Origin of the sequence: Agarivorans gilvus (genome assembly GCF_001420915.1) — a bacterium.
GTDB classification, from domain to species: domain Bacteria; phylum Pseudomonadota; class Gammaproteobacteria; order Enterobacterales; family Celerinatantimonadaceae; genus Agarivorans; species Agarivorans gilvus.
In genome coordinates, this window is sequence record NZ_CP013021.1 from 2,110,710 (window position 1) to 2,133,393 (window position 22,684).

21 protein-coding genes and 1 pseudogene are annotated in these 22,684 nt (G+C 47.2%); 8 read left to right on the plus strand and 14 right to left on the minus strand.

What is annotated here, in order from left to right:
• Positions 1 to 49 precede the first annotated feature (49 nt).
• The 3 genes from gpsA to AR383_RS09995 all read right to left on the minus strand — a co-directional run bounded on the left by gpsA (position 50) and on the right by AR383_RS09995 (position 2,033).
• Positions 50 to 1,057 carry an NAD(P)H-dependent glycerol-3-phosphate dehydrogenase gene (gpsA, locus tag AR383_RS09985; RefSeq protein WP_083481566.1) on the minus strand — a complete coding sequence of 336 codons (1,008 nt, stop codon included), beginning with the start codon at positions 1,055 to 1,057 and terminating at the stop codon, positions 50 to 52.
• Complete coding sequence (secB, locus tag AR383_RS09990; protein WP_055732994.1) at positions 1,057 to 1,533, minus strand: protein-export chaperone SecB; 477 nt, start codon at positions 1,531 to 1,533, stop codon at positions 1,057 to 1,059. Before secB ends, gpsA begins: the two co-directional genes overlap by 1 nt.
• A 68-nt stretch (positions 1,534 to 1,601) precedes the next feature.
• Positions 1,602 to 2,033 carry a rhodanese-like domain-containing protein gene (locus AR383_RS09995; RefSeq protein WP_055732995.1) on the minus strand — a complete coding sequence of 144 codons (432 nt, stop codon included), beginning with the start codon at positions 2,031 to 2,033 and terminating at the stop codon, positions 1,602 to 1,604.
• A 253-nt stretch (positions 2,034 to 2,286) separates the two neighbouring features.
• Between AR383_RS09995 and gpmM the strand changes: the two genes are divergently transcribed.
• From gpmM to AR383_RS10015, 3 genes and pseudogenes are all read left to right on the plus strand, one after another.
• Positions 2,287 to 3,819: a 2,3-bisphosphoglycerate-independent phosphoglycerate mutase gene (gene gpmM, locus AR383_RS10000; RefSeq protein ID WP_055732996.1), complete on the plus strand. Its 1,533-nt coding sequence runs from the start codon at positions 2,287 to 2,289 to the stop codon at positions 3,817 to 3,819.
• A 46-nt stretch (positions 3,820 to 3,865) separates the two neighbouring features.
• Positions 3,866 to 5,014 carry a murein hydrolase activator EnvC family protein gene (locus AR383_RS10005; RefSeq protein WP_055735016.1) on the plus strand — a complete coding sequence of 383 codons (1,149 nt, stop codon included), beginning with the start codon at positions 3,866 to 3,868 and terminating at the stop codon, positions 5,012 to 5,014.
• Positions 5,002 to 5,774, plus strand: a pseudogene (locus AR383_RS10015) (divergent polysaccharide deacetylase family protein). The gene AR383_RS10005 and the pseudogene AR383_RS10015 overlap by 13 nt, the downstream one beginning before the upstream one ends.
• Positions 5,775 to 5,777: 3 nt before the next feature.
• On the opposite strand, the gene AR383_RS10020 reads toward AR383_RS10015, so the two are convergent.
• The 7 genes from AR383_RS10020 to AR383_RS10050 all read right to left on the minus strand — a co-directional run bounded on the left by AR383_RS10020 (position 5,778) and on the right by AR383_RS10050 (position 13,254).
• On the minus strand, positions 5,778 to 6,017 hold the full coding sequence (locus AR383_RS10020; protein ID WP_055732999.1) for a hypothetical protein: 240 nt from the start codon (positions 6,015 to 6,017) through the stop codon (positions 5,778 to 5,780).
• A gap of 104 nt (positions 6,018 to 6,121) precedes the next feature.
• The gene (locus AR383_RS10025; RefSeq protein ID WP_055733000.1) at positions 6,122 to 10,567 is read right to left on the minus strand and encodes a pilus assembly protein; all 4,446 of its coding nucleotides are present in this window, start codon (positions 10,565 to 10,567) and stop codon (positions 6,122 to 6,124) included.
• On the minus strand, positions 10,567 to 10,962 hold the full coding sequence (locus AR383_RS10030) for a type IV pilin protein (RefSeq protein WP_055733001.1): 396 nt from the start codon (positions 10,960 to 10,962) through the stop codon (positions 10,567 to 10,569). Before AR383_RS10030 ends, AR383_RS10025 begins: the two co-directional genes overlap by 1 nt.
• Positions 10,963 to 10,966: 4 nt before the next feature.
• Complete coding sequence (locus AR383_RS10035) at positions 10,967 to 11,476, minus strand: pilus assembly PilX family protein (protein WP_055733002.1); 510 nt, start codon at positions 11,474 to 11,476, stop codon at positions 10,967 to 10,969.
• Positions 11,476 to 12,246 carry a PilW family protein gene (locus tag AR383_RS10040; RefSeq protein WP_055733003.1) on the minus strand — a complete coding sequence of 257 codons (771 nt, stop codon included), beginning with the start codon at positions 12,244 to 12,246 and terminating at the stop codon, positions 11,476 to 11,478. The genes AR383_RS10035 and AR383_RS10040 overlap by 1 nt, the downstream gene beginning before the upstream one ends.
• The gene (gene pilV / locus AR383_RS10045; RefSeq protein ID WP_055733004.1) at positions 12,234 to 12,752 is read right to left on the minus strand and encodes a type IV pilus modification protein PilV; all 519 of its coding nucleotides are present in this window, start codon (positions 12,750 to 12,752) and stop codon (positions 12,234 to 12,236) included. The genes AR383_RS10040 and pilV overlap by 13 nt, the downstream gene beginning before the upstream one ends.
• The gene (locus AR383_RS10050) at positions 12,721 to 13,254 is read right to left on the minus strand and encodes a GspH/FimT family pseudopilin (protein ID WP_055733005.1); all 534 of its coding nucleotides are present in this window, start codon (positions 13,252 to 13,254) and stop codon (positions 12,721 to 12,723) included. The genes pilV and AR383_RS10050 overlap by 32 nt, the downstream gene beginning before the upstream one ends.
• A 353-nt stretch (positions 13,255 to 13,607) precedes the next feature.
• Here AR383_RS10050 and AR383_RS10055 point away from each other — a divergent pair, with 353 nt between their 5' ends.
• Both AR383_RS10055 and AR383_RS10060 read left to right on the plus strand, forming a co-directional pair.
• Positions 13,608 to 14,030, plus strand: coding sequence for a hypothetical protein (locus AR383_RS10055; protein ID WP_157051694.1), 423 nt, complete (start codon positions 13,608 to 13,610; stop codon positions 14,028 to 14,030).
• A gap of 17 nt (positions 14,031 to 14,047) precedes the next feature.
• Entirely contained in the window at positions 14,048 to 14,422 is a 375-nt protein-coding gene (locus tag AR383_RS10060; protein WP_055733007.1) for an acetyl-CoA sensor PanZ family protein, read from the plus strand.
• A gap of 42 nt (positions 14,423 to 14,464) precedes the next feature.
• On the opposite strand, the gene glpX is transcribed toward AR383_RS10060, so the two are convergent.
• Complete coding sequence (gene glpX / locus AR383_RS10065) at positions 14,465 to 15,472, minus strand: class II fructose-bisphosphatase (protein ID WP_055733008.1); 1,008 nt, start codon at positions 15,470 to 15,472, stop codon at positions 14,465 to 14,467.
• A 72-nt stretch (positions 15,473 to 15,544) separates the two neighbouring features.
• A complete protein-coding gene (locus AR383_RS10070) occupies positions 15,545 to 16,150 on the minus strand; it encodes a DUF4202 domain-containing protein (RefSeq protein WP_229711184.1) in 606 nt (201 codons plus the stop codon).
• A gap of 169 nt (positions 16,151 to 16,319) precedes the next feature.
• On the opposite strand from AR383_RS10070, the gene ald reads away from it, so the two are divergent.
• Positions 16,320 to 17,435 carry an alanine dehydrogenase gene (gene ald / locus AR383_RS10075; RefSeq protein WP_055733009.1) on the plus strand — a complete coding sequence of 372 codons (1,116 nt, stop codon included), beginning with the start codon at positions 16,320 to 16,322 and terminating at the stop codon, positions 17,433 to 17,435.
• A 58-nt stretch (positions 17,436 to 17,493) separates the two neighbouring features.
• Here ald and AR383_RS10080 read toward each other — a convergent pair whose 3' ends face one another.
• Positions 17,494 to 17,976: a DUF4357 domain-containing protein gene (locus AR383_RS10080; protein ID WP_055735018.1), complete on the minus strand. Its 483-nt coding sequence runs from the start codon at positions 17,974 to 17,976 to the stop codon at positions 17,494 to 17,496.
• Positions 17,977 to 18,073: 97 nt separating this feature from the next.
• Complete coding sequence (rpoH, locus tag AR383_RS10085; protein WP_055733010.1) at positions 18,074 to 18,922, minus strand: RNA polymerase sigma factor RpoH; 849 nt, start codon at positions 18,920 to 18,922, stop codon at positions 18,074 to 18,076.
• Positions 18,923 to 19,268: 346 nt separating this feature from the next.
• Here rpoH and cobA point away from each other — a divergent pair, with 346 nt between their 5' ends.
• Both cobA and nirB read left to right on the plus strand, forming a co-directional pair.
• Positions 19,269 to 20,117, plus strand: coding sequence for a uroporphyrinogen-III C-methyltransferase (gene cobA, locus AR383_RS10090; protein ID WP_055735019.1), 849 nt, complete (start codon positions 19,269 to 19,271; stop codon positions 20,115 to 20,117).
• Between the two features lie 10 nt (positions 20,118 to 20,127).
• Positions 20,128 to 22,677, plus strand: a complete 2,550-nt coding sequence (gene nirB / locus AR383_RS10095) for a nitrite reductase large subunit NirB (RefSeq protein WP_055733011.1) — start codon at positions 20,128 to 20,130, stop codon at positions 22,675 to 22,677.
• Positions 22,678 to 22,684: the final 7 nt, after the last annotated feature.

Genomic DNA, 22,684 nt, shown 5'->3' on the forward strand with positions numbered 1-22,684 from the left:
CAAAAAAGCCTATCATTCGATAGGCTTTTTAGTCTGTGCGTTAATAAGCTCACTCTTCACGCTGGTCTCGGGCTAACAAATCAATGGCGGCCTGCTTAGGTGATTTGCCTTGATATAACACTTGATACACCTGCTCGACAATCGGCATTTCAACCGCCACTCTTTGCGCCAGCAGATAGACTTCCTTGGTATTACGATAGCCTTCTACTACCTGACCGATTTCCCGCTCAGCTTGTTCAAAAGACTTACCTGCTCCCAAAGCTAAACCAAAACGACGATTGCGGCTTTGATTATCGGTACAAGTTAATACCAAATCACCTAAACCGGCCATGCCTTTAAAGGTCTCAGGATCAGCGCCTAAAGCCTTACCTAAACGGGCCATCTCGCGTAAACCACGAGTAATTAAAGCGGTACGAGCGTTGGCTCCAAAACCTAAGCCATCCGCCAAACCGGCACCAATAGCGATAACATTTTTAACCGCCCCACCCAACTGCACACCAACGATATCGTTGTTAGTGTAGACGCGAAAACTACGTTCGCAGTGCATCACCTGTGCTAAGTAGCGAACAAATTCAGCATCTGAAGAGGACGCTGAAATCGCCGTTGGCAAACCAGCGGCCAGTTCTTTAGCAAAGGTAGGACCGGAGATCACCGCTAAAGAGCGTTGCTCTCCTAGCACCTCAACAGCCACTTCTGACAACAAGTGTCCGGTATCGGCTTCTAAGCCTTTGGTAGCCCATGCGATCCGAGTTGTATCGCTCAACATAGGTTTAATTTGGCGCATCACATCAGCAAAAGCGAAGCTAGGCACCACCACCAATAAGTTATCGCTTTGAGCGACCGCACTAGCTAAATCAGCTTCTAACTCGAGGCTTTCAGGAAACGCAATGCCCGGTAGAAAGTCTTTATTTTCTCGGTCTTTAGCCAGTGCTGCCACATGCTCGGGTTCATGTCCCCATAGCACTGTGCGCTGACCATTACGCGCAATGGCAATGGCCAAAGCAGTACCGTATGAGCCTGCGCCCAATACCGTCATTGTTGCCTTAGATTTGCTCATTAAGCGTCTGCTTGGGCCGCTTTTTGTTGCTCAGCTTGCTGTTGAACATAGTTAGCAAACAAAGCGTCAAAGTTAACTGGCGCTAGGTTGATTTGAGGGAAAGAACCACGGTTGACTAGATTAGATACTGTCTCACGAGCATAAGGGAACAAAATGTTTGGACAGTATGCGTTAATAGCATGAGCTAGTTGAGGCTCTGGCATGTTGCCTAGAGTAAAGATGCCGCCTTGGTGAACTTCACACAAAAATGCAGTTTTATCGGCAACTTTTGCAGTTACGGTTAGCGTTAGCACCACTTCAAAAACATTATCAGCCAGTTTGTTGCTGCTAGTATCTAAGTCAACTTTAACTTCAGGTTTCCACTCTTGTTGAAAAACTTGTGGTGAGTTAGGTGTCTCAAAAGAGATATCTTTGGTGTAGATACGTTGAATAGCAAATTCTACTTGTGGTGCTTCTGTGCTAGCTGCTTCAGCCATGATAATTACCTTAATACAGTGTTTGAAAATTTGTCTCAGTGCCACCTAATGGCACTGTAAACTCGATCTTACTTCTTTTTTGTGACCGGTAGGTTAGCTGATTTCCATTCGGTCATGCCGCCGCGTAAATTGTACACTTTCTCAAAACCTCCTTTTACCAGCGCGTTAGCCGCTGAGCCAGAACGCATCCCTGTTTCACATACAACGATAATGGGGCTGCCCTTTAAATTTTCAATGGGCTTGAAGTTATTCGCCTGTATTTGAGTGAGAGGAATGTGACGTGCGCCCGCAATATAACCTTTTTTGTACTCATCATTAGTTCGTACATCCACCACTACGGCATCTTCTTTATTGATCAACAAAGTAGCTTCATGATTACCTACCGCTTTCACTTTTGAGAACATCGGTTGAATAAAGGTGTACACTACGGCACCTAATAGACCCACCCAAGCCAGTGAAAGAACAGGATTATTTCCGACAAATTCGACAACTTGCTGCATAGTATGACAATTCCAGTTAAGCAAATAGTTAGTGATATTGGGGCGAGAGTATACACCCGAGCGAAAAGAATAGCAGCTCCATCACCTCGCGAAGCTCGCAATTTGCTCTAAGATTTACTTGGCAAGTAAAAAACCAGTTTAAAACGACTAATCTTGCTTGATTTGCGCTCAATCAGGTGACTCACAGCAAAAATGTAGTAATATTTCACTAATTCGTATTTAAACTTACATTTACCGATCGAGGAAATTGCAAATGTCTGCAACTAAAAAGCCTTTAGCGTTAGTCATTATGGATGGATGGGGCTACCGCCAAGATAGTGCAAACAACGCCGTAGCAAATGCCAACACTCCGGTTCTAGACAAACTTTGGGAAACCTCAGCTAGCACTCTAATTTCAGGCTCAGGTTTAGACGTGGGCCTACCCGATGGCCAAATGGGTAACTCAGAAGTAGGCCACACCAACATCGGCGCTGGCCGTATCGTATATCAAGAATTAACTCGCGTGGGTAAATCTATCGACGACGGTGACTTCTTCACTAATGAAGTTTTAGTGGGTGCGGTAGACAAAGCAGTGGCTGCAGGTAAAGCGGTACACATCATGGGTCTACTGTCTCCAGGTGGTGTACACAGCCACGAAGATCACATGTTAGCGGCTGTTGAGTTAGCAGCAAAACAAGGCGCTAAAGAAATTTACCTACACGCTTTCTTAGATGGCCGTGATACTCCACCACGCAGCGCCCAAGGCTCTATCGACAAATTTGATGCTAAATTTGCCGAAGTGGGTGTTGGTCGTATCGCGTCTTTGGTTGGTCGCTACTACGCCATGGACCGCGATAACCGTTGGGAACGTGTTGAAGAAGCTTATCAATTACTTACCGAGGGCAAAGCTGAGTACAGCTACGCCACCGCAACAGAAGCACTTGAAGCCGCTTACGCGCGTGAAGAAAACGACGAATTTGTTAAAGCTTCAGTAGTGGGTGAAAGCCCTGCCGCTATTAACGACGGCGACGCGGTATTGTTCATGAACTTCCGTGCCGACCGTGCTCGTGAAATCAGCCGTTGTTTTGTAGAACAAGACTTCACTGGTTTTGCCCGTGCTAAAGTGCCAGCTTGTAACTTCGTTACATTGACTCAATACGCTGCCGACATCGACGCGCCTTGTGCCTACGGCCCAACTGACTTGGTTAATACCCTAGGTGAGTGGCTAGAGAAACAAGGAAAAACTCAGTTACGTATTTCTGAAACTGAAAAATATGCGCACGTGACCTTCTTCTTCAACGGCGGTAAAGAAGAAGCCTTTATTGGCGAAGATCGCGAATTAATCCCTTCACCTAAAGTGGCCACTTACGATCTACAACCAGAAATGAATTCTGAGTTATTAACTGATAAATTTGTAGCCGCCATCGAAAGCGGTAAATACGATGTCATCATCTGTAACTACCCTAACGGTGACATGGTAGGCCACACTGGCGTATATGACGCGGCAGTGAAAGCTTGTGAAGCTGTAGATAAGAGCATTGGTCGTTTAGTTGAAGCCTTAGATAAAGTGGGCGGCGAGTGTTTAATTACTGCCGACCACGGAAATGCCGAGCAAATGGTTGATCCAGCCACCGGTGGTATTCACACAGCTCACACCAACTTGCCTGTACCGTTCATCTACTACGGCCGCGAAGCTACCCCAGTTGAGGGTGGTCGCTTAAGTGATATCGCGCCAACCATGTTAACTTTGATGGGCCTAGAAACCCCACCAGAAATGACTGGCAAGGTATTGATGAATTTGAAATAATGGCTCGATGAAAGAGCCTAATTCAGTTTCGAAACAAGGCGTAGCAATGCGCCTTATTCGCCTGTTTAACGCCAGCCTTGTTGCTGGCGTTTTGCTATTGCTTGGCCCGATGGCGAACGCCAATGAACAGCAACAACTGCTCGACGTTCAGCAACAACTCAAGCAACAGCAACAGCAGCTGAAACAAAGAAAAGCCGAAATAGACAAGGCCCAGCAGCAGCTGCGTCAATACGAGCTGGCTCTAGCCGACGCGAACCAACAACTGCGCAAACTAAACAACCAATTAGCCCATACCGAACTTGAGCTAAAACAAAACCAACAACAAAAACAGCAAGTACAGCAACAACTCACACAGCAACAGCAAGCGCTCGCCCAGCAACTCAATAGTGCCTATCGTCTCGGCGACAACGATTACTTAAAAATGCTGCTTAATCAGCAAAGCACCGCCAAGCTAGAACGCATGCTGAGTTATTACCAATACCTAGCCAAAGCGCGCCAAAGCGCCTTAGCCGAAGTCAGCCGACAACAATTAGAATTAGCCGCACTAGAACAACAACTCAGTAATAACCAACAGCAACTAAAGAGCCTCGTTGACCAGCAGCAGCAACAACAGCAAAAACTGCAAGCCAGACAAGAGCAGCGCCAACAACAATTGGCCAAACTCAATCAACTACAAAATAGTGAGCAAAGCCGCCTGGAGCAGCTGCAAATAAATGAGCAACACTTGCAGCAAGTGATTAGCCAGCAAATAGAACAACAGCAACAGCAAGCACTGGAACAAAATCGCGATAACCCCCCATTAAACGGTTTAGCCGCGCACAAGGGTAAACTTCCGTGGCCCTTGAAAGGCCGTGTTCTACATAGTTATAACAGCAAGAATCAGGGGCAAACCCGTTGGCAGGGGATCGTCATCGACTCCCATCCCGGCACCCCTGTGCAAGCCATTGCCGCTGGCAACGTGGTATTTGCCGATTGGCTGCGCGGTTATGGCTTAGTAGTCGCTATCGACCATGGCGAACAATACCTTAGCTTCTACGGCTATAACCAAAGCCTGAATGCCGAGGTAGGTGAGCGGGTTAGCGCCGGGCAAACCATCGCCTATGCAGGGAATAGCGGCGGCCAAGACACCAACGCATTGTTCTTCCAACTACGCCACCAAGGGCAAACCCAAGATCCGAGTCAATGGTTAGAGTAAACTGGCTGTTACTCTACTTACTGAGCCCTTGGTGTTTGGCCGCTCAGCTGAGCATTATTATTGATGATGTGGGCAACCATAGAAACGATTTACAGTTACTGCAACTCGACCCCGCCATTACCCTATCGGTGCTGCCCTCTAGTCCTTATGCCAAGCGCATTGCCCAGCAGGCTCAGCAACAGCAGCGCGAAGTAATGTTGCATTTGCCGATGCAAGGCAGCCGCAGTCTCGCTCTAGGCCCTATGGCTTAAGCGAAAATTTAGCAGAAGCGGCTTTTAAACAACGGGTGCTTGCCGCCATTAGCGACTTCCCGGAGGCCAGTGGCCTGAATAATCATATGGGCAGCCAGCTGACCCAGCAGCCACAAGAAATGCATTGGTTAATGCAAACCTTAGCCCAACGCCAGCTATTTTTTGTTGATAGCCGCACTCACCTCGCCAGCGTAGCAGAACACATTGCCGAGCAGCACCAAGTGCCCCATCTACGCCGGCATGTTTTTCTCGACCATGTTGATGAGCCGCAAGCCATCGCTAAACAGTGGCAACAAGCACTAAACTTAGCCAGAAAATACGGTCACGCGGTGTTAATCGCCCACCCAAGAGAGCACTCTATTACTCTTCTCAAGCAACTTAATTTACCGCCGGATATTCAGCTAGTGGGCGCCGCTCAACGGCTAGCGATGCAAGCAGTGAAACAGCCTAAAGAGTTACGCTTAGTGAAAGCAGAAGAAAATCGAGAACAACTTAAGCAAACTTACTAAACCTTAATCATCTAGGGTCTGTTGTTCTAAGTGAATCAAAGTATCTAGCGCTTGTTGGCGGGTGCTACCACACACCCATTCAGCCGCTTTAAAATCTTGGCATACCTTGGGGCGCTCTGGCCGGCCAAACAACTGACATAGGTTGTCTGTACTTAAATGCTTGCAGCGCTCACCGGCAGCTTTATTCAAAGAACTGATTGAGGGGGCAATACAGCAGGCGCCACAGCCGATTCGACATTGCATAAGATGCGCTCCAAACAAGGGGCGGCTAGTGTAGCAAAATGCAACTTGGGGCTAAAGCCTATCACGCGAACAGAGCCTTAAAGAAGGCTCTGTTCGCCACAGTATTAATGCAAGGCTCTTAAACTTAAACGCCCAGTGGGTGACTTATAATCATCGTAACAGAGCATAGAACCATTACTGAGTGTAATGCAATTCCTTACCACTATTGAGTCTTCCTCCGGTGGAACTGGGGGCTCAGGCGGGGATGGGGGCTCAGGCGGGGATGGGGGGACGATAATGACAGTAGGAGATGATGGAATACCATCGTCCACTTTTTTATGCGGAGAACTTTCAGTACCATTATTCCAAGTCAGACCTGAATGGAGATTCACTTCCATATACCAGCCGTCACCACCATCGGAACAAGGATCTTGATTGGGCAGCACGGTGGTAAAACTGAGTTTATTGGCTAATAATAAACTATTCGTCACCTGCCGCTCACCGTAGTTATTGGTATTACCATCTTCGGTGTTCACCAAATCCAAATACCAGCCTTTATGATTATTCCAATTTATTGGATACTCACTCAAACGACGATTAGTCGCGTCTTCTTCAAGGATCTTTTGCGCCAATAATTGGCTATAAAGATGCTCTCCATCCACTCTAGTGCGAGCGTTAGTGAGATAAGTGCCATCGAGTTTATCCCAAATCGCATAAACCGTTTGAGTGGGCTCGCCAAGGTAGTTGTTATCGCCATTCTCAATATATTTACCGGTACCAAAGGCCACTAACACGCCATGACTAAGGCCGTAAGGATGGGGCCCAACAGCAGGTCGAGTCGTAATCGGCTGAGCTATATAATGGTTGCTGGCATCTTTAGTGGGGCTACGTGCGGTAAATAAAGGTTTATTATCGTTAGTCGATAAGCCCCACTCTGTAGAGCTATTACTACTGACGTCAAATACCCACATATTGCCAAATAAATCGCCGGCATAAATGCGGTCGGCAATACCATCGCTGTTAATGTCCACTACCGCGGGGCTGGCTAGAGCATTGGCACGATTTTGTCCGGTTGGGTCATCTGCTCTGGCTACACCTGTTTTAAGGCTGCGGATCAAAGAACCATCGGCTAAGTCGGCAATAAATAACTGACCTTCACCATCAGCGGCATTATAACCGTTGGAGAAAATCACTCCCACCCGGCCATTGGCTAACTTCGCAATAGTAGGCTGCTCTCGAGTATAACCAAGGCCGCTGAAGCCGGTGGTATTGGTATCGATTTCCCACTTAAGTTTGTTTTTATTAGCAGAGCTCATATCACTTACATCAATGGCATATAAACCTGTATAACCCGTACCAAGAGTCCCCACCACCGTTGTTGTGCCATTAGTATCGCTGTAAGCGTTAATGCCGCCATCCACAAAGTATTGATGGTTATAGGTCGTTTTACTCAGGCTGGTTAGCCCCGAGAAAATTTGGCTTGGCACATAGGCCATGATTTCGTTGCCATTTCCGGCATCAATAATGTGTACCATCCCGTCATTAGCGCCATAGACTAATACAGGCTTAGTCACATCATGACCCGTAGCTAAAGCTACATAATAGGGCGTTGAGTTAATCACATCACCATGTGTCGATTCACGCTCACGCATTCTGTAGTCCAAGTCTGGCGCTTCGTAGCTACGCTCACCGCGTAAATAGTTAATCACGGCGCTTAGGTAAGCCAACTTAACATCATCGCTCCCAGCTTGTCCGGCTAACAGAGCAGAAATTTGTGCCGAGCTTAAGCCATCATCGGCGCCATCCAAGGAGTTAGGCGCCACAAAATCTACAAAGCGGTCACTGCTATTATTACGAGTATAAATATGCCGAGCACTAGGGGTCATGGCATCCACACGTGCCGCGGCGCTCCAACTTGGACTAAGGCTAAAGCCACTTTCGGTACTGCTGCTGCGAGCATAGGCCAATACGTCACCATTCCATGGGCCACCGACAAAGTTGGTGCGATATGAGTGAGTATTACTGCTTAAGAAGGTATTGCTGAATACTGGTGCAGCAGATGATTGGTCATCGGTTTGAGTACTGTCAAAGGCCTTACCGATTTGCGATTTTAGCTCACCGGCGTTAGTCACCGGGAAATAATCATCAGGCTGACCAGATTCGATTTTATCCCACTCTTCAGCATCGGGTAGGCCATTAGCGAGTGCGCCCTCTTTACTATCAACAAACCCTCCCCATTTGGCGGCATACCAGAGTGGTGAAGGTAGCAATTCAGCAGATGAACTACCCGGAAAGAAATGTCGAGTACGGCTTAAATCCAAAATGTTGTTATTGGCGGGAGAGCTCCTTCTTGAGTTATTCGGAAATGCATTGTCATCCTCTGCCGGCGTATCAAGGTAATACACCACCTTGTTGCCATCGTCATCTTCCCCATCCCCTTCGCCATCTTTTTTATCACGCACATCCAAGTAGATGCCATCTTTCTCGGTACCGGAAATAACATAACCCGCATGCTGAGCAAGCCCGCCGTAGGCATATTGCGAGTCTAGAGAAAGCTTAACCCCTTTGCGTTTGGTACAGGTATTTGGATCGTCTGAAGGTAGAGGACAGAGCATTGCTACTTCGTAGCTATATTGCACAATCATATCCATATCATGATCGGCGCCTTGCTCTACGTCTTCAAAGTTAATTCGAAATACACCACTGGTACTAGAAAAACTTTCGACGTAATAGTCAACAATGGTATTGGTAGGCTGAAATTGACCTTGATCTTTATTGATACTTGCACCCCTAACCGATTTGGCGAATGGGACTATCTTAATAGTCTTTACTTCATCCCCCACTTCCACATTCACTTTCACCTCGGGTAAGGGAGAAGAAATAGCCACCACCTTAGTGCGAATATTTTGCTTACCCGGCTTATTCGGGAACAAGTCAGTTTTATTTCCGTAGTAAGCCGCTGCAGCCACCGAATAGCTTCCGCCTTTAGTGGGCTCGGCGGGAGATAAACCACGAATATTGGCTAAGCTACGAACTGGCTTCGCGGTGGGCGCACTGGTAGTTTTTTTTAAGGGATCCGGATCATCATTCAAGGACTCACCGATAAAGTAATTTCCATATATTCCTTCATGGGTTGATATTTCATCCAATAAATCGCTCAAATGAAAGCTATCTAAGATGCTACCGCTATATGAAATAGCACGACCATTACTATCTTTTCTCTTAAAGCTCGTTTTAGCCCCCGGCAATTCATCAGCATCGTAAGAGGGATTAATATCACTAATAACTAGATTAAAGGGTGCTGCGCAATAATCACGGGTATCGAAGGGCTTGTCCCAAGTGGCAGAGGGTAAGCCTAACTGCCCATCAACCCTACCACTGCCGTTGGCATAACTACTGCTCGCATAGCCTTCTCCATGAAAGTAACGCAGGCTCTCATAAAGCATTTCCCCTACCGGGTTACCCCAGGAAGGACATTCGCCGTTGACAATTTGCCGAGTGGCTATCCAGCCACAGCCATATTCATGGTTAGAATAATTAAAACCGTAGATCTTTAACCTGTTGATAGTATTAACAATGCCTAGGACCGATGTCTTAAAAGTGCCATTAGAGGCATCGATTTCATCAGAAAAGTCCCCCACAGGGCGACGTAATACCCCACCTGAGGTGTTTTTATCGTAGCTGCCAGTAAGCAGGCCAAACTCGATGCTGCCGTTCTCGCCGTAGTCATGTAGCAGGCCGGTGGGTTTATACTGACCATTGGCATACTGCTTACAGTTAGCCTCTAACTTACCAGTTACACAGACTTGCACGCGAATAGTGTAGGTATGATTGATGGGGCGATTGGCACTACTTAACACCGGACGCTCGGTGCTGGCCCACTCCCAAATATTACCAGTGAGTTCCGTGTCAGTTGGCCCTACATTTAAACGCACCTTCAATTCTGGTTTTCCACCATAACTAAACGAGGCGGTACCAAAGAAATGCTTCTTATCCCAGTTAGGATTAGCAAAGGGGGTATAGTCGGCCAAGCTATAATGGTCTACAGCCTCGGAGGTATAGCTTTTCCCCCAAGAGTGCGCATCTTGTGGAATAAATACCCGCTCAAGCACGGTGGAAGTATTACTATCGACACGGCGGTAGCCCCCATAGAGCACCGCGCGTAATACATCCATACGGGTCATGGTGAGGTAATTTAAAAAGTCACCGCTCCATTGGTCGGTCCCAGTACAAGCCTTAGAGCCTGTAGCCGCTGCAGCCCCCGGAACAAACAATTCATTACTATAGCTATAACAACGTTGGCTATCGAAGTAGCCTGCGTAATTAATATTAATCGGATCATAGTGCAGGTTCAACCTACCATCCCCCGTTAGGTCGGAAGCATCATTATAGGCTTCATAATACAGGGTATGGTCGCGCCCCATCACCAGCATCACCATCGGTGGGGGCTTGCTGGCCACATGCAGCGGTCTGCTCGCTAAATTTAAATCGGCCGCTTTAAGGGGAAGGACGATACTCGTTAACGCAAACAGCGCTAAACCAGCAGCAAGCTTAGAAAAACATTTAAGCATTACCAACACCCTCCGCTGGCAGGAGTCGTTACTCCCGTACTGCTAAAGCTTAAGGCACCACAACTATCGCCAGCCTGTGCTCCTTTAGGACTAGCGGTAAGGGTATAAGCTGAAGCGCTCACTCCACTGGCGCTCAAAGTATAATAATCCGAGAAATCAGGCCCCGGACTATAAATAGAAACAGCCGCCCCACTCACTGCACCACTATATGACATGTTCATGGCGTAATACGCTTCCATGGTTTGCCCCGCTTCCAATAAGGTTCGCTTGGCTTCTTCACGACGGGTGGTTTGCACATGGCTTAAATAGCTGGGATAAGCCACCGCCGCCAAAATGGCCACAATGGCCACCACAATCATTAGCTCAATTAAGGTAAAACCTGCTTGTTTCTTCACCTTGTTACTCCATGAATGCCACATAAGATTGTAAATAGCTGACCGCACCACCCTCGCCCTCGGCCCGCGCGGTAATGCGCACAAAACGCCGCTTAGGAACCTTTAGCCCCATTACTAAGCCAGCATCAACACCGGCATCTTCAATAATGTAACGTGGCTGCCCTTGTAGGTTATTGCCCGCAGCATTCGTCACATTCACCAGTTTATTAGCCGCCACCCATTTGGCATCGTCTTGCCACCAGTTATCACTCGCAAACTGATCGGCCAATAAATTATTGGCGGTATTGGGATTTAATCGGGCAGCAGGAGCATAGGCTTCACGACGCACCACAAACTCAGCTTCGTTAATCCCCGAAGTGGCACGCACGAAACTAGTGGCATGATCTTGATAGACTGCTGAATTTTTTCTGCCACTGATCACTTGCTGCGCAATGGCAACACCAACTAAGGCAATAATAAGCACCATCACCAAAGACATGATTAAGGCCATGCCCTGCTGTTTATTGTTTCGCACTAAGAGACTCCCCGATTCAGCAACATCACCGTTTCACTCACCGCTTGGCGCAATTTTTTATCGTTAACTGTTATGTCTTCGTCTAACACTGAATATTTATGATCGCGGCTTAAACTGCCCATAGCGACGTCTTGCGCAACTAACAAACCGATTTTAACTCGATTAATCTGAGTCCAATCCGTTACCTGGCTGGCTTTAAAATAACGAAAATTATTGTCAGCACTGGCATACAAAAGCTGTAAATTGTCGATATCTTGGTCAAATACCGTATCGCCACTGGGGTCGCGGCAAACTAACTGATCGCTGGCAGAGATGAAAAAGACCATAGTTAATACCGTATCGGCGGCGACTTCAGAGCCATCACAGGCATAAAGACTGGCATTTGGCGCAGCCGCACCATAAAAGCGTAGCGCTACCACATCGGTATCGGCTTTAGCGCCAGGGTAAGTCGTCTGGTTTTCCAAGCCCTGCAGCATCTGCGCCTCATCCCAAGTGAAGCCCAAGGTATCGGCCACCGGTACCACTGGTAATAAGGTATTTTGATAGAGTTGGTTATAATCGCGAAAACCTGCTTGCTGTATATACAAACGCATGGTTTGTATGCTCATGCGATTTTTATTCACCAGCAAATGGCTAGCTCGGGTCAGTTCATAACTTTTTTGGTCGCCAATAAAGGCCGCATACAATCCCGCCACCACCACCAGTGATAGCATAAGGGCAATCATCAACTCAACAAGGCCAAAACCTTGTTGGTTACTTATCTTAGCCATACCGCAACCTCACTACATTGGTGGCTAGCACCGCTGCTATCGCTAGCGCAATTCTCTACTCCCGAGCCCGATAAATTGGCATCCCAAGTCATGGTAACTGTGACCAAATTAGCATTATGGGCAATCGAAAAACGCAGCTGTGGTATGTATTCACTGTGGCTACTAAACCAATCACTAATCTCATATTGTGCTAGCTCAACTCGGCTACAGGCTTGGGTTGCACAATTTGGCACGGAGGTAAACGGAGCAGCCCCATCACTTAAATTACTCGCATCATATTCACCATCTAATGCGGCCTGCGGCATGCTGCTAAAGCGCTGCACGATGTCTAGCATCGCCACATTGGCCGTTTGGGCAAAGCGCGCCTGTTGGGCAGTATTCACCGATTGAATTTGCAGTGCGGCGTGCCCCAACAAACCAATGGAAACAATCACTACCGCAATCAATAACTCAATCAGCGTAAAACCCTGCTGCTTATGGGCAGTAGCTAGTGGATGGCGTTGCATACTCAATCCTCCCCATGCGGGTCACTGAAATTCGTTGGTCTTGGTAGTCATTGGAAGGCGCGCACACCGTTAGCACTCCTGCTAAGGCATGACCTGTAGGAAAAAAACGTAACAAAGGACTAGAGCTACCAGTGGCGCTGAAGTTGATCTTTGCGGCTTTAGATTTAGGGTAGCTAGCAATAATCTGCGAAGGGTCGCTCAAGGTAGCGTTACGGTCGTCATCACGAAATACCAACCAGCCGATATTTGCTCCCCATGCGGCTTCACAACTTGTGCCGCTGGTGGTAGGACAAACATAAGTGGACAAATTACTGCGAATGGCTTCTTGCTGAGCCACCATCAAACTATTCGCTAGCAAGTCACGCGTCACTTTCTGTTTATTGTCTTGAATAAAACCTTGTAATGAAGGCACCGCTATCACTAAGACAATGACTAAAATAGCCACCGCAATCATCAACTCAATTAAAGTAAAACCCTCAACCTTAGCCGCTCGCTTAAGCACTAAAAGAACCCCATGTTATCCATAACTGAGAACGCCTAACTCGCCTGTTCTTTGAATCCAAAAAATCAAGGTTATCGGCGATAAGTTCATAATAAATCAATCAATTAGCGCGACATTATTACAAAGCCAAACTGTATAAACAATAAGCAAGTTATCAATAGTTGACAGGTATCATATTTTGTTCTACTAAAATGAAGATTTTCACTTTTGTACTACAATCAAATACTTAACATCTAAGGGTAAATTAGGCACAAAATTAGTTAACAATATCCCATTATTGAGTGATGAAAAGTATTGGTTTGCCGAGACAAAATGTGTAATCTAAATTTACCTTTTAATCAAACACTTGGTTTATGAAGCTTCAATCCGTTCCCAGCTATGTTGATGACAACTACGTCAATAATGTAGTCAGCGAGTGTATTGCATTTATCAAAGGCACTGCCCCTTGGTGGGTTAGGCAGTCGTGCTTGGATTGTCGAGAGTCACGACAATTAATTCATTTGTTTTTAGTAGCCTTTAGCACTTGGCGAAAACGCCAAACCCAACCGCACCATAAGCGAAATATCCAGCCCAATAACCTGTTTGATTTAAGCCCCTTAATTTATGATTTGAGCTATACCCTAAACCAACTAGCCAACCAAGACTTAGATTTACTCAACGAGCAACTAAAAAATTCACTCAGAGTGATCCATCAAGAGTCACGGGCATTTCTTAAGGATTGGCATAGCTTAGATATTGAACAAATCACCGAGACACCTCTTTCATACGTCTCTTAAACTACGAGCAATAAACCATGCGTTTATCTTTTCAAGCCGCCTCAGCTTGGCCTAAGCATGCGGCCGACCTCAGTAAAATTGCACCCTCGGTGAATGAACAACAATGGCAACAATGGCAGCAGGCAGGCCAGCTATACTACTGTGTATTCAATCAAAGGGTGGTCGCCTATTGTGTGGTAGAAAGTCACTTTCCGCAGTTAACCATTCGGCGCTTTGCAGTACGGGACATCACCCGCCGACGTGGAATTGGCTTATATATGTTTCAGCAACTATTACAATTATCGGCGCAGCGCCAGTTAAGTCGTCTAGCCTTTCCGGCTAGTAATCAAGCCGCCACTCTGAGTTTTTACAATCACTTAGGTTTAAATAACCAACAGGTATTTGAGCTATAAAAAAGGCCAGAGCAAGCTCTGGCCTTTCTCACTAGTAATGACTTATAAAATGATGGCTTTTAGCTCATCATTCTTTCTATCTAAATAATGGGTAGATTGGATTTTACGGATGGTGCGTGTTTTACCACGAACCAACAAGGTTTCGGTGGTGGCTATATTCCCCTGACGGTTTATACCTTCCAGCAAATCACCCTTAGTGATGCCAGTGGCCGAAAAAATAACATTATCATTCTTCGCCAATTCATGTAGTTGCAGCACACTATTTACCTGAATGCTTTGCTCTTCACAACGACGAATTTCATCTGCCGCTATGCGCTGGTTCTCGGCGTTATCTTCTTTCACTTGATTACGAGGAATCAACCGGCCTTGCATATCGCCACCTAAGGCTCGAATCACCGCCGCAGAAATCACCCCTTCAGGAGCTCCGCCAACACAATACATCATGTCAACTTCAGATAAAGGCATACAAGCGAGAACAGAGGCTGCCACATCACCATCAGGAATAGCAAATACTCGAACGCCTAGCTTTTGCATTTCAGCAATTACCGCGTCATGACGGGGCTTAGCTAAGGTAATCACGGTCATATCGCGAAGATCTTTACCTAAAGCGGCAGCCGTTTGTTTGATGTTGTGCTCAAGTGACAGATTTAAGTCGATACAGCCTTTAGCATTTGGCCCTACCACTAACTTTTCCATGTACATATCTGGCGCACGCAGGAATGCGCCTTTTTCACCTACGGCCAACACAGCTACAGCGTTGTTCTGGCCCATTGCGGTCATTCGAGTACCTTCGATGGGATCAACCGCAATATCAACAGCCTCGCCACCAGTACCCACATGCTCACCAATATATAGCATCGGCGCATCATCAATTTCGCCTTCGCCAATCACGACTTCGCCATCGATATCCATGTCATTCAGCATAATACGCATGGCTTCTACTGCTGCGTTGTCCGCTACATTTTTATCGCCACGGCCCAACCACTTATAACCAGCTAAAGCAGCGGCTTCAGTAACACGGGAAAAACGAAATGCTAGATCTCTTCTCATTAGATACGCCTAATTAACTAAAAAAACGTGGCGAATTCTAACACACTATTATGTTTTGTTCAGCTTACTCGCTTAAGCCAGCGCCTGTTGCACTAAACGCAATGCCGGTGACGGTAATTCCAGCGCTAAAGCGGCTTTCTGCCCTTCGGCTGACATCTTTGCCCAAGTTTTTTGCACGATGCTAATCACCTTTGCTTGCTCATGTTTATTGGCGAACTCAAGAAAGTAATACTTAAGAAAAACCAAGCAAATCACATCTTCTAAAGCTTGGGTAAGCGGATTTTGTTTCAGTTTCTCTTTACGCAGCAAACTGCAAGTGGCTTCTATCTGCGCTTCATCGAGCTGGTATTTACGCATGATATCGGCGCAAAGTTCGGCATGTTTACTGCCTAAATCCTTACGCCATTTCAAATAGCCGGCGCGCCCCTCGGGGTAATCCGAACGTGGCGATAACCAACGCCCAATGTGCTGTGCCCGCGCGGCAATTTGCAGCTGAGCAGGCGGCGACAACATGAAATCATGCAGGCAATTCGACATCCGTTTCCCATACAAAAACTCTTTAGGGTGGATATTTCCCAACTCATCAAACTGTCGATTAGGGTCATTAAGGTTAAATTGGTCGATATCGTTTAAAACCTGATTCAGAATATTTTGCTGCATGATTTGCGCTTTTCCCATAACTTTGTTTTAACTCTTAACAAGAGCACAACATATCCTACCGAAACGCCAAAAACAACACAGACTCTTACGCTAAAAAACTGTTGCGGACTTAGTTAATTTGACTATACATTAAACTTAAGAGCGGCATATATGACCAACACATATAGTATAAAGGGAGTTAATCGCTATGTTGATCGGTGTACCAAAGGAAATAAAAAATCACGAATACCGTGTGGGAATGACCCCAGCCAGTGTCAATGAACTCGTACAACTTGGCCATAAAGTCATGGTTGAAACCCAAGCTGGTGCCGGCATTGGCTTCAGTGACCAAGACTATCAAGCCGTTGGCGCAAGCATTGCCAATAACGCAGACGAGGTATTTGCCAGCGCAGATATGATCGTGAAAGTGAAAGAGCCTCAAGCGGCAGAGCGCGCCATGTTGCGTGAAGACCAACTACTGTTTACCTACCTCCACCTTGCTCCCGACCCAGAACAAACCCAAGACTTACTTAAGTCCGGCGCAGTATGTGTGGCTTATGAAACCGTCACTAGCCCACGCGGTGGCTTACCCTTGTTAGCCCCAATGTCGGAAGTGGCCGGTCGAATGGCAATTCAAGCTGGTGCATTAGCGCTTGAGAAATCCAAAGGTGGTCGGGGCTTATTATTAGGTGGAGTACCGGGGGTAGAGCCCGCTAAAGTGACCATTGTTGGTGGCGGCATGGTAGGTCGCAACGCTGCGCAAATGGCTGTAGGCATGGGCGCCGATGTGGTGATTCTAGACCGCAATATCGATGTATTACGTAGCATCGATGCCGAGTTCCACGGCCAGTTAAAAACGGTGTATTCAACCGCTAGCAGTATCGAACAACACGTTCTCGATGCCGACCTAGTGATTGGAGGGGTACTGTTACCCGGTGCCGCAGCACCCAAACTGATCACCAAAGAAATGGTTAAAAAAATGAAGAGCGGCAGTGCCATCGTTGACGTCGCTATCGACCAAGGCGGCTGTGCAGAAACCTCGAAGGCCACCACTCACCAAGATCCGATTTACATTGTGGATGATGTGGTTCACTACTGCGTGGCCAACATGCCTGGAGGGGTCGCGCGCACTTCAACTATGGCACTAAACAACGCCACTCTGCCTTACATCATTACCCTAGCCAATAAAGGTTATAAACAGGCCTTGTTAGACGATGAGCACCTACGTAATGGCTTAAACGTCATGCATGGCAAGTTAACTCGTCCGGAAGTGGCTGAAGCCTTGGGCCTTGAAGCCGTTGACCCAATGAGCTTATTGGCTTAAGTGGAAGCTAACAGCAAAAAAAGAGCGCCAAGCGCTCTTTTTTATTTGCATGCTAAGGCTAGCGCTTTTTGCCGTAACCTCTATCTTTCAAGCTTCTGCCCCATTTATCCAACCAAGCATCTAAACCACTACGTGCATTACCGGCAATTAAGCAGGCAGCAGAGCTGGGGCTAGAAAACTGATAGTCACGCATAAATTCATACTCATCGCCCTGGCGGCACAATACATGTTCTGCTAGTAGCTGTTCACGAAGCGCGAGCACCGCAGGACGTAACGATTCTGCGCCGCCACCATTAGCGGTGGAGCCTTTTACCACCATAAAACCCGGCTTATTTTTGGCGCCAGTAGGGTAGCCATGAGCCACCGCTTGTTTCACGCTAAACGTATATTCGGCAGAAATGCTTTGTGAGCCGCTTTCGAGCACTAATTCACGCAAGGACAACAATTGTTGATAGAGCTCTATGGGCAGAATAGCAGCGGTTTTATGTCCGTCACCATCAATGACAAAGTTAACTTTAGAGAGTTCGAAAGGACCGTCCATGTCAGACCACAAGTTACTAAGTTTGTGCAAATTTAACACAAGCAAGAGGCAAATTTGAATATAAAAAAACCTCGCTAGGCGAGGTTTTTAAGATGTTTTATTCCATGGCCGCTTTTAGCTTCTTCATGGCATTTTTTTCTAACTGCCTGATGCGTTCCGCAGACACTTGGTAATGATCGGCCAACTCTTGCAAGGTGGCCTTATCTTCATCCAACCAGCGACGTTGCACAATATAGGCATTACGCTCGTCTAAAGTAGCCAGTGCTGCGCGTAAACGATTAGCAGCCGCCACTTCCCAGTTTTCTTTTTCAACATACTGAGCGACATCAGAAGACTTATCTTCTAAGTACTGGATTGGCGCAAAGCTGCCTTCGCGCTCGTCGTCATCAGAAGCCAGATCAAAAGCTTGATCCTGAGCACTCATACGTGATTCCATTTCCATCACGTCTTTAGTGCTTACGCCAAGATTCTCTGCCACCATGTTGACTTCATCTTGACTAAACCAGCCCAAACGCTTTTTCGACTTACGTAAATTAAAGAACAATTTACGTTGTGCTTTAGTGGTAGCAATTTTCACCATGCGCCAGTTACGTAATACGTATTCGTGGATCTCAGCTTTGATCCAATGCACAGCAAAAGAAACCAAACGCACACCCACACTGGGGTCGAAGCGTTTAACGGCTTTCATCAAGCCAACATTGCCTTCTTGAATTAAATCGGCCTGAGGTAAGCCATAACCGGCATAGTTTTTCGCCACGTGCACAACAAAACGCAGATGTGACATAACGAGTTCACGAGCTGCAGTTAAGTCTCCTTCGTCGTGCAAACGAGTGGCAAGCTCTTTCTCACGCTCAGGGGTAAGCATCTCAACCCGATTAACTGATTGAATATAGGCTTCAATGCTCCCTTGCGGGACTAACGCCATAGATGCATTTACTTGATCCATATCAACCTCTAAAAATAACCTAGTCGCTGAGTCTAGCATAGCCAATGGCCAAGATCTAACCCCTATATCGCTGATAGTAAGCCATCCAAGCTAGTTCACAGCAACCCATATAATATGAACCCATAAACCAAATATAGTTCACAGTTTTTAGCACATTCAAGGTGCGTGTTTTTACCAAACAGGTGCAATTTAACCCTTTAGGAGTAACTGAGCGAGGCTCACTTAAAAACCAGCAAAAAATCCTAACCCATTGATAAAAAATGATTTAAATCAAGTTTATCGAGTTTTTCGGCTACTGGCACCATGATTGCGTGAGACTTGGCATAAGTTACTGCGAGAGTTTCAAATGAGCATACAAAGAATTAGCCAAGCACCGCAAAACCATAACATACAGCCTACAAATGCTGCGGTGGTGGATCTAGTAGGTGCTGGCCCTGGTGACCCAGAACTCCTCACCTTAAAAGCACTGCGCAGCATCGAACAGGCTGATTTAGTGCTATACGACCGCTTGGTGAGCCAAGAGATCTTGGCCTTGATCCCAGCGGGAACTAAGTCGATTTATGTCGGTAAAGCCAAGGCTAATCACTGTATTCCACAACAGCAACTCAACTTATTCATGGTAGATAAGGCCAAACAAGGTTTACGTATCTGCCGCCTTAAAGGCGGAGACCCTTTTGTATTTGGCCGCGGTAGTGAAGAGTTACAGGTGCTGCATCAACATAATGTACCGGCTCGTGTGATTCCCGGTATTACCGCAGCATCAGGCTGTACCAGCTATGCAGGGATCCCCCTCACCCACCGAGGACTCGCTACCGGCTGCAGCTTTATCACCGGACATAAACAAGACGGCAAACTCGATATTGACTGGGCTCAGTTAGCACAACTTGACCATACCTTGGTGTTTTACATGGGCTTAAGCAGTTTGCCGGAGATTAGCCAGCAACTTCAACATTTTGGAAAGAGTGGCCATACCCCAGCCGCACTCATTGAGAATGGTTGCCACAGCCAACAACGCGTGGTGAGTGGCCAGCTACACCAGTTACCTACGCTCGCCAGTGAGCATCAATTGCAGTCCCCTACATTAATTGTAATTGGTGAAGTTGTCTCACTGCGCGAGCAACTCGACTGGTTAAGCAACTTAGCTCACCAGCAGAATCAAATTGAATTAGAAAATAGTGCCGCGTTAAGCGCATAGGAGAGAGTACATGGAACGTATTATTGTTATTGGCAACGGCATGGTAGGCCACCACTTTATTGAGCAACTAATACAGCAAGATAAGTTAAGCCAAGTGCAAGTTACCACCTTCAGTGAAGAGTCTCGTTTAGCCTACGACCGAGTGCAACTCTCTAGCTACTTTTCGGGAAAAAGCGCCGATGATTTGATGATGACCTCACCGGAGTATTACGACGAACACGGTGTGCAGTATTTTGTTAATGACAAGGTAGTAGAGATCCTCACTCAAAAAAAACTGATCGTGACTGCAAGTGGACGACGTGAGCATTACGACAAACTGGTATTAGCCACCGGTTCTTATCCCTTTGTGCCACCCATCCCACGCCCAGATGACCAAAGCGCTAAAGAAAATATTCTGGTTTATCGGACCATTGAAGACTTAGAAGCCATGACCAAGTCTGCTGAAAATTCCAAAATCGGCGTCGTTGTGGGTGGAGGTTTACTTGGTCTAGAAGCCGCTAAAGCGCTGAAAGATTTAGGCATGCAAACCCATGTAGTGGAATTTGCCCCGCGTTTAATGGCGGTACAAGTCTGTGATGGCGGCGGAGCAATCCTTCGCACCAAGATTGAAGAGCTAGGGGTACAAGTACATACCGAGAAAAATACCCAAGAAATTGTGGCCGGAGACACCACTCGCTACCGGATGAACTTCGCCGACGGCAGCAGCTTAGATACCGATATGATTTTGTTCTCTGCCGGCATTCGACCGCAGGATCAACTCGCCAGAGAAACCGGTCTAGAGCTAGGACCTAGAGGAGGCATTGTCATCAATGATCAGTGCCAAACCTCTGATCCCGACATCTATGCGATTGGTGAATGTGCGCTATGGCAGGGCAAAATCTTCGGCTTGGTGGCACCGGGTTATAGCATGGCCAAGGTCGCGGTAGACCACATCGCTGGTGAACAAAGCAAACTCTTCACCGGCGCCGACATGAGCACCAAACTCAAACTGATGGGCGTAGACGTAGCCAGTATTGGTGATGCCCATGCCAGCAGCGAAGGGGCATTAAGTTACAGTTTGAGCGACGAAGCGCGTCAGGTATACAAAAAAGTGGTGACCAACGCCGCCGGTGACCGTTTGCTCGGTGCGGTACTAGTAGGTGATGCCGAGGATTACGGCGCTTGGCTACAGCTGTTCTTAAATGACATGCCACTGCCAGTAGCCCCTGAATACTTATTAGTCCCCTCTAGTGAAGAGGGCGCAGCTAGCGCCATGGGAGTGGATGCGCTTCCCGACAGTGCACAAATCTGTTCTTGTTATGACGTGACCAAAGGGCAAATTTGCCAAGCAGTGCGTGACGGTGCTACCAGCATGGCCGATATTAAAGCCACCACTGGTGCCGCCACGGGTTGTGGTGGTTGTAGCGCCCTCGCGGTGCAGGTAATGAATGCCGAGTTAGCCAACCTCGGGGTTGAAGTCAGCAATGATATCTGTGAACACTTCGCCTATTCTCGTGCCGAACTCGCCGACATCGTGCGGGTGAAGAAAATCAAAACCTTTGAGCAGCTCATAAAAGAACACGGAAAGGGGCACGGCTGCGAAATTTGTAAGCCCGCTATTGGCTCTATTCTAGCCACCTTCTGGAATGACTACATCCTTAAAGATGAGCATATCGCCCTGCAAGATACCAACGATATCTTCCTAGGAAACATGCAAAAAGACGGCACTTACTCGGTAGTACCACGGATTGCTGGGGGCGAAATTACCCCTGACAAACTGATTGTATTAGGCCAAGTAGCAAAAGAGTTCGATCTCTACACCAAAATTACCGGTGGTCAGCGGGTTGACCTATTTGGCGCCCAGCTACACGAACTACCACAAATATGGGCCAAGTTAATTGATGCCGGCTTTGAAACCGGACATGCCTATGGCAAATCCTTACGTACCGTTAAATCCTGCGTGGGGTCCACTTGGTGTCGCTATGGTGTGCAAGACAGCGTCGGCATGGCCATTCTCTTAGAAAATCGTTACAAGGGGCTACGAGCTCCACACAAAATTAAGTTTGGTGTGTCAGGGTGTACTCGTGAGTGCGCCGAAGCACAGAGTAAAGATATTGGTGTTATTGCAACAGAGGGCGGTTGGGGTCTGTATGTTTGTGGTAACGGTGGTATGCGCCCTCGACACGCCGATTTATTCGCTACCGACCTAGACGACGTCACCCTAATGCGCTACATCGACCGAGTATTAATGTTCTATGTGCGCACAGCCGACCGCTTACAACGCACCTCGGTGTGGTTAGAAAATCTAGAAGGCGGTTTAGCCTACCTTAAACAGGTGGTGATTGAAGACAAACTGGGGATCTGCGAAGAACTCGAGGCCGGCATGAATCACGTGGTTGAAAGTTATCAATGTGAATGGAAAGCCACCATTAACGACCAAAAGAAACTACAGCGCTTCCGCCAGTTTATTAATGCTGCCGAACCAGACAGCAACCTTCAGTACGTTCGAGAGCGAGGCCAGCGCCGTCCCGCCACCGAAGAAGAACGTATTAACAGCATTGAAATCGTAGCAGCTCGCTAACAAGGAG

What these genes read in the sequence shown, in the direction of transcription:
- AR383_RS10070 (WP_229711184.1), bottom strand. Translation starts at nt 16,150, where the DNA reads ATGGGAAAAGCGCAAATCATGCAGCAAAATATTCTGAATCAGGTTTTA.
- AR383_RS09995 (WP_055732995.1), bottom strand. Translation starts at nt 2,033, where the DNA reads ATGCAGCAAGTTGTCGAATTTGTCGGAAATAATCCTGTTCTTTCACTG.
- nirB (WP_055733011.1), top strand. Translation starts at nt 20,128, where the DNA reads ATGGAACGTATTATTGTTATTGGCAACGGCATGGTAGGCCACCACTTT.
- rpoH (WP_055733010.1), bottom strand. Translation starts at nt 18,922, where the DNA reads ATGGATCAAGTAAATGCATCTATGGCGTTAGTCCCGCAAGGGAGCATT.
- AR383_RS10005 (WP_055735016.1), top strand. Translation starts at nt 3,866, where the DNA reads ATGCGCCTTATTCGCCTGTTTAACGCCAGCCTTGTTGCTGGCGTTTTG.
- cobA (WP_055735019.1), top strand. Translation starts at nt 19,269, where the DNA reads ATGAGCATACAAAGAATTAGCCAAGCACCGCAAAACCATAACATACAG.
- ald (WP_055733009.1), top strand. Translation starts at nt 16,320, where the DNA reads ATGTTGATCGGTGTACCAAAGGAAATAAAAAATCACGAATACCGTGTG.
- gpmM (WP_055732996.1), top strand. Translation starts at nt 2,287, where the DNA reads ATGTCTGCAACTAAAAAGCCTTTAGCGTTAGTCATTATGGATGGATGG.
- pilV (WP_055733004.1), bottom strand. Translation starts at nt 12,752, where the DNA reads ATGCAACGCCATCCACTAGCTACTGCCCATAAGCAGCAGGGTTTTACG.
- AR383_RS10020 (WP_055732999.1), bottom strand. Translation starts at nt 6,017, where the DNA reads ATGCAATGTCGAATCGGCTGTGGCGCCTGCTGTATTGCCCCCTCAATC.
- AR383_RS10060 (WP_055733007.1), top strand. Translation starts at nt 14,048, where the DNA reads ATGCGTTTATCTTTTCAAGCCGCCTCAGCTTGGCCTAAGCATGCGGCC.
- glpX (WP_055733008.1), bottom strand. Translation starts at nt 15,472, where the DNA reads ATGAGAAGAGATCTAGCATTTCGTTTTTCCCGTGTTACTGAAGCCGCT.
- AR383_RS10025 (WP_055733000.1), bottom strand. Translation starts at nt 10,567, where the DNA reads ATGCTTAAATGTTTTTCTAAGCTTGCTGCTGGTTTAGCGCTGTTTGCG.
- AR383_RS10055 (WP_157051694.1), top strand. Translation starts at nt 13,608, where the DNA reads ATGAAGCTTCAATCCGTTCCCAGCTATGTTGATGACAACTACGTCAAT.
- AR383_RS10040 (WP_055733003.1), bottom strand. Translation starts at nt 12,246, where the DNA reads ATGGCTAAGATAAGTAACCAACAAGGTTTTGGCCTTGTTGAGTTGATG.
- secB (WP_055732994.1), bottom strand. Translation starts at nt 1,533, where the DNA reads ATGGCTGAAGCAGCTAGCACAGAAGCACCACAAGTAGAATTTGCTATT.
- AR383_RS10080 (WP_055735018.1), bottom strand. Translation starts at nt 17,976, where the DNA reads ATGGACGGTCCTTTCGAACTCTCTAAAGTTAACTTTGTCATTGATGGT.
- gpsA (WP_083481566.1), bottom strand. Translation starts at nt 1,057, where the DNA reads ATGAGCAAATCTAAGGCAACAATGACGGTATTGGGCGCAGGCTCATAC.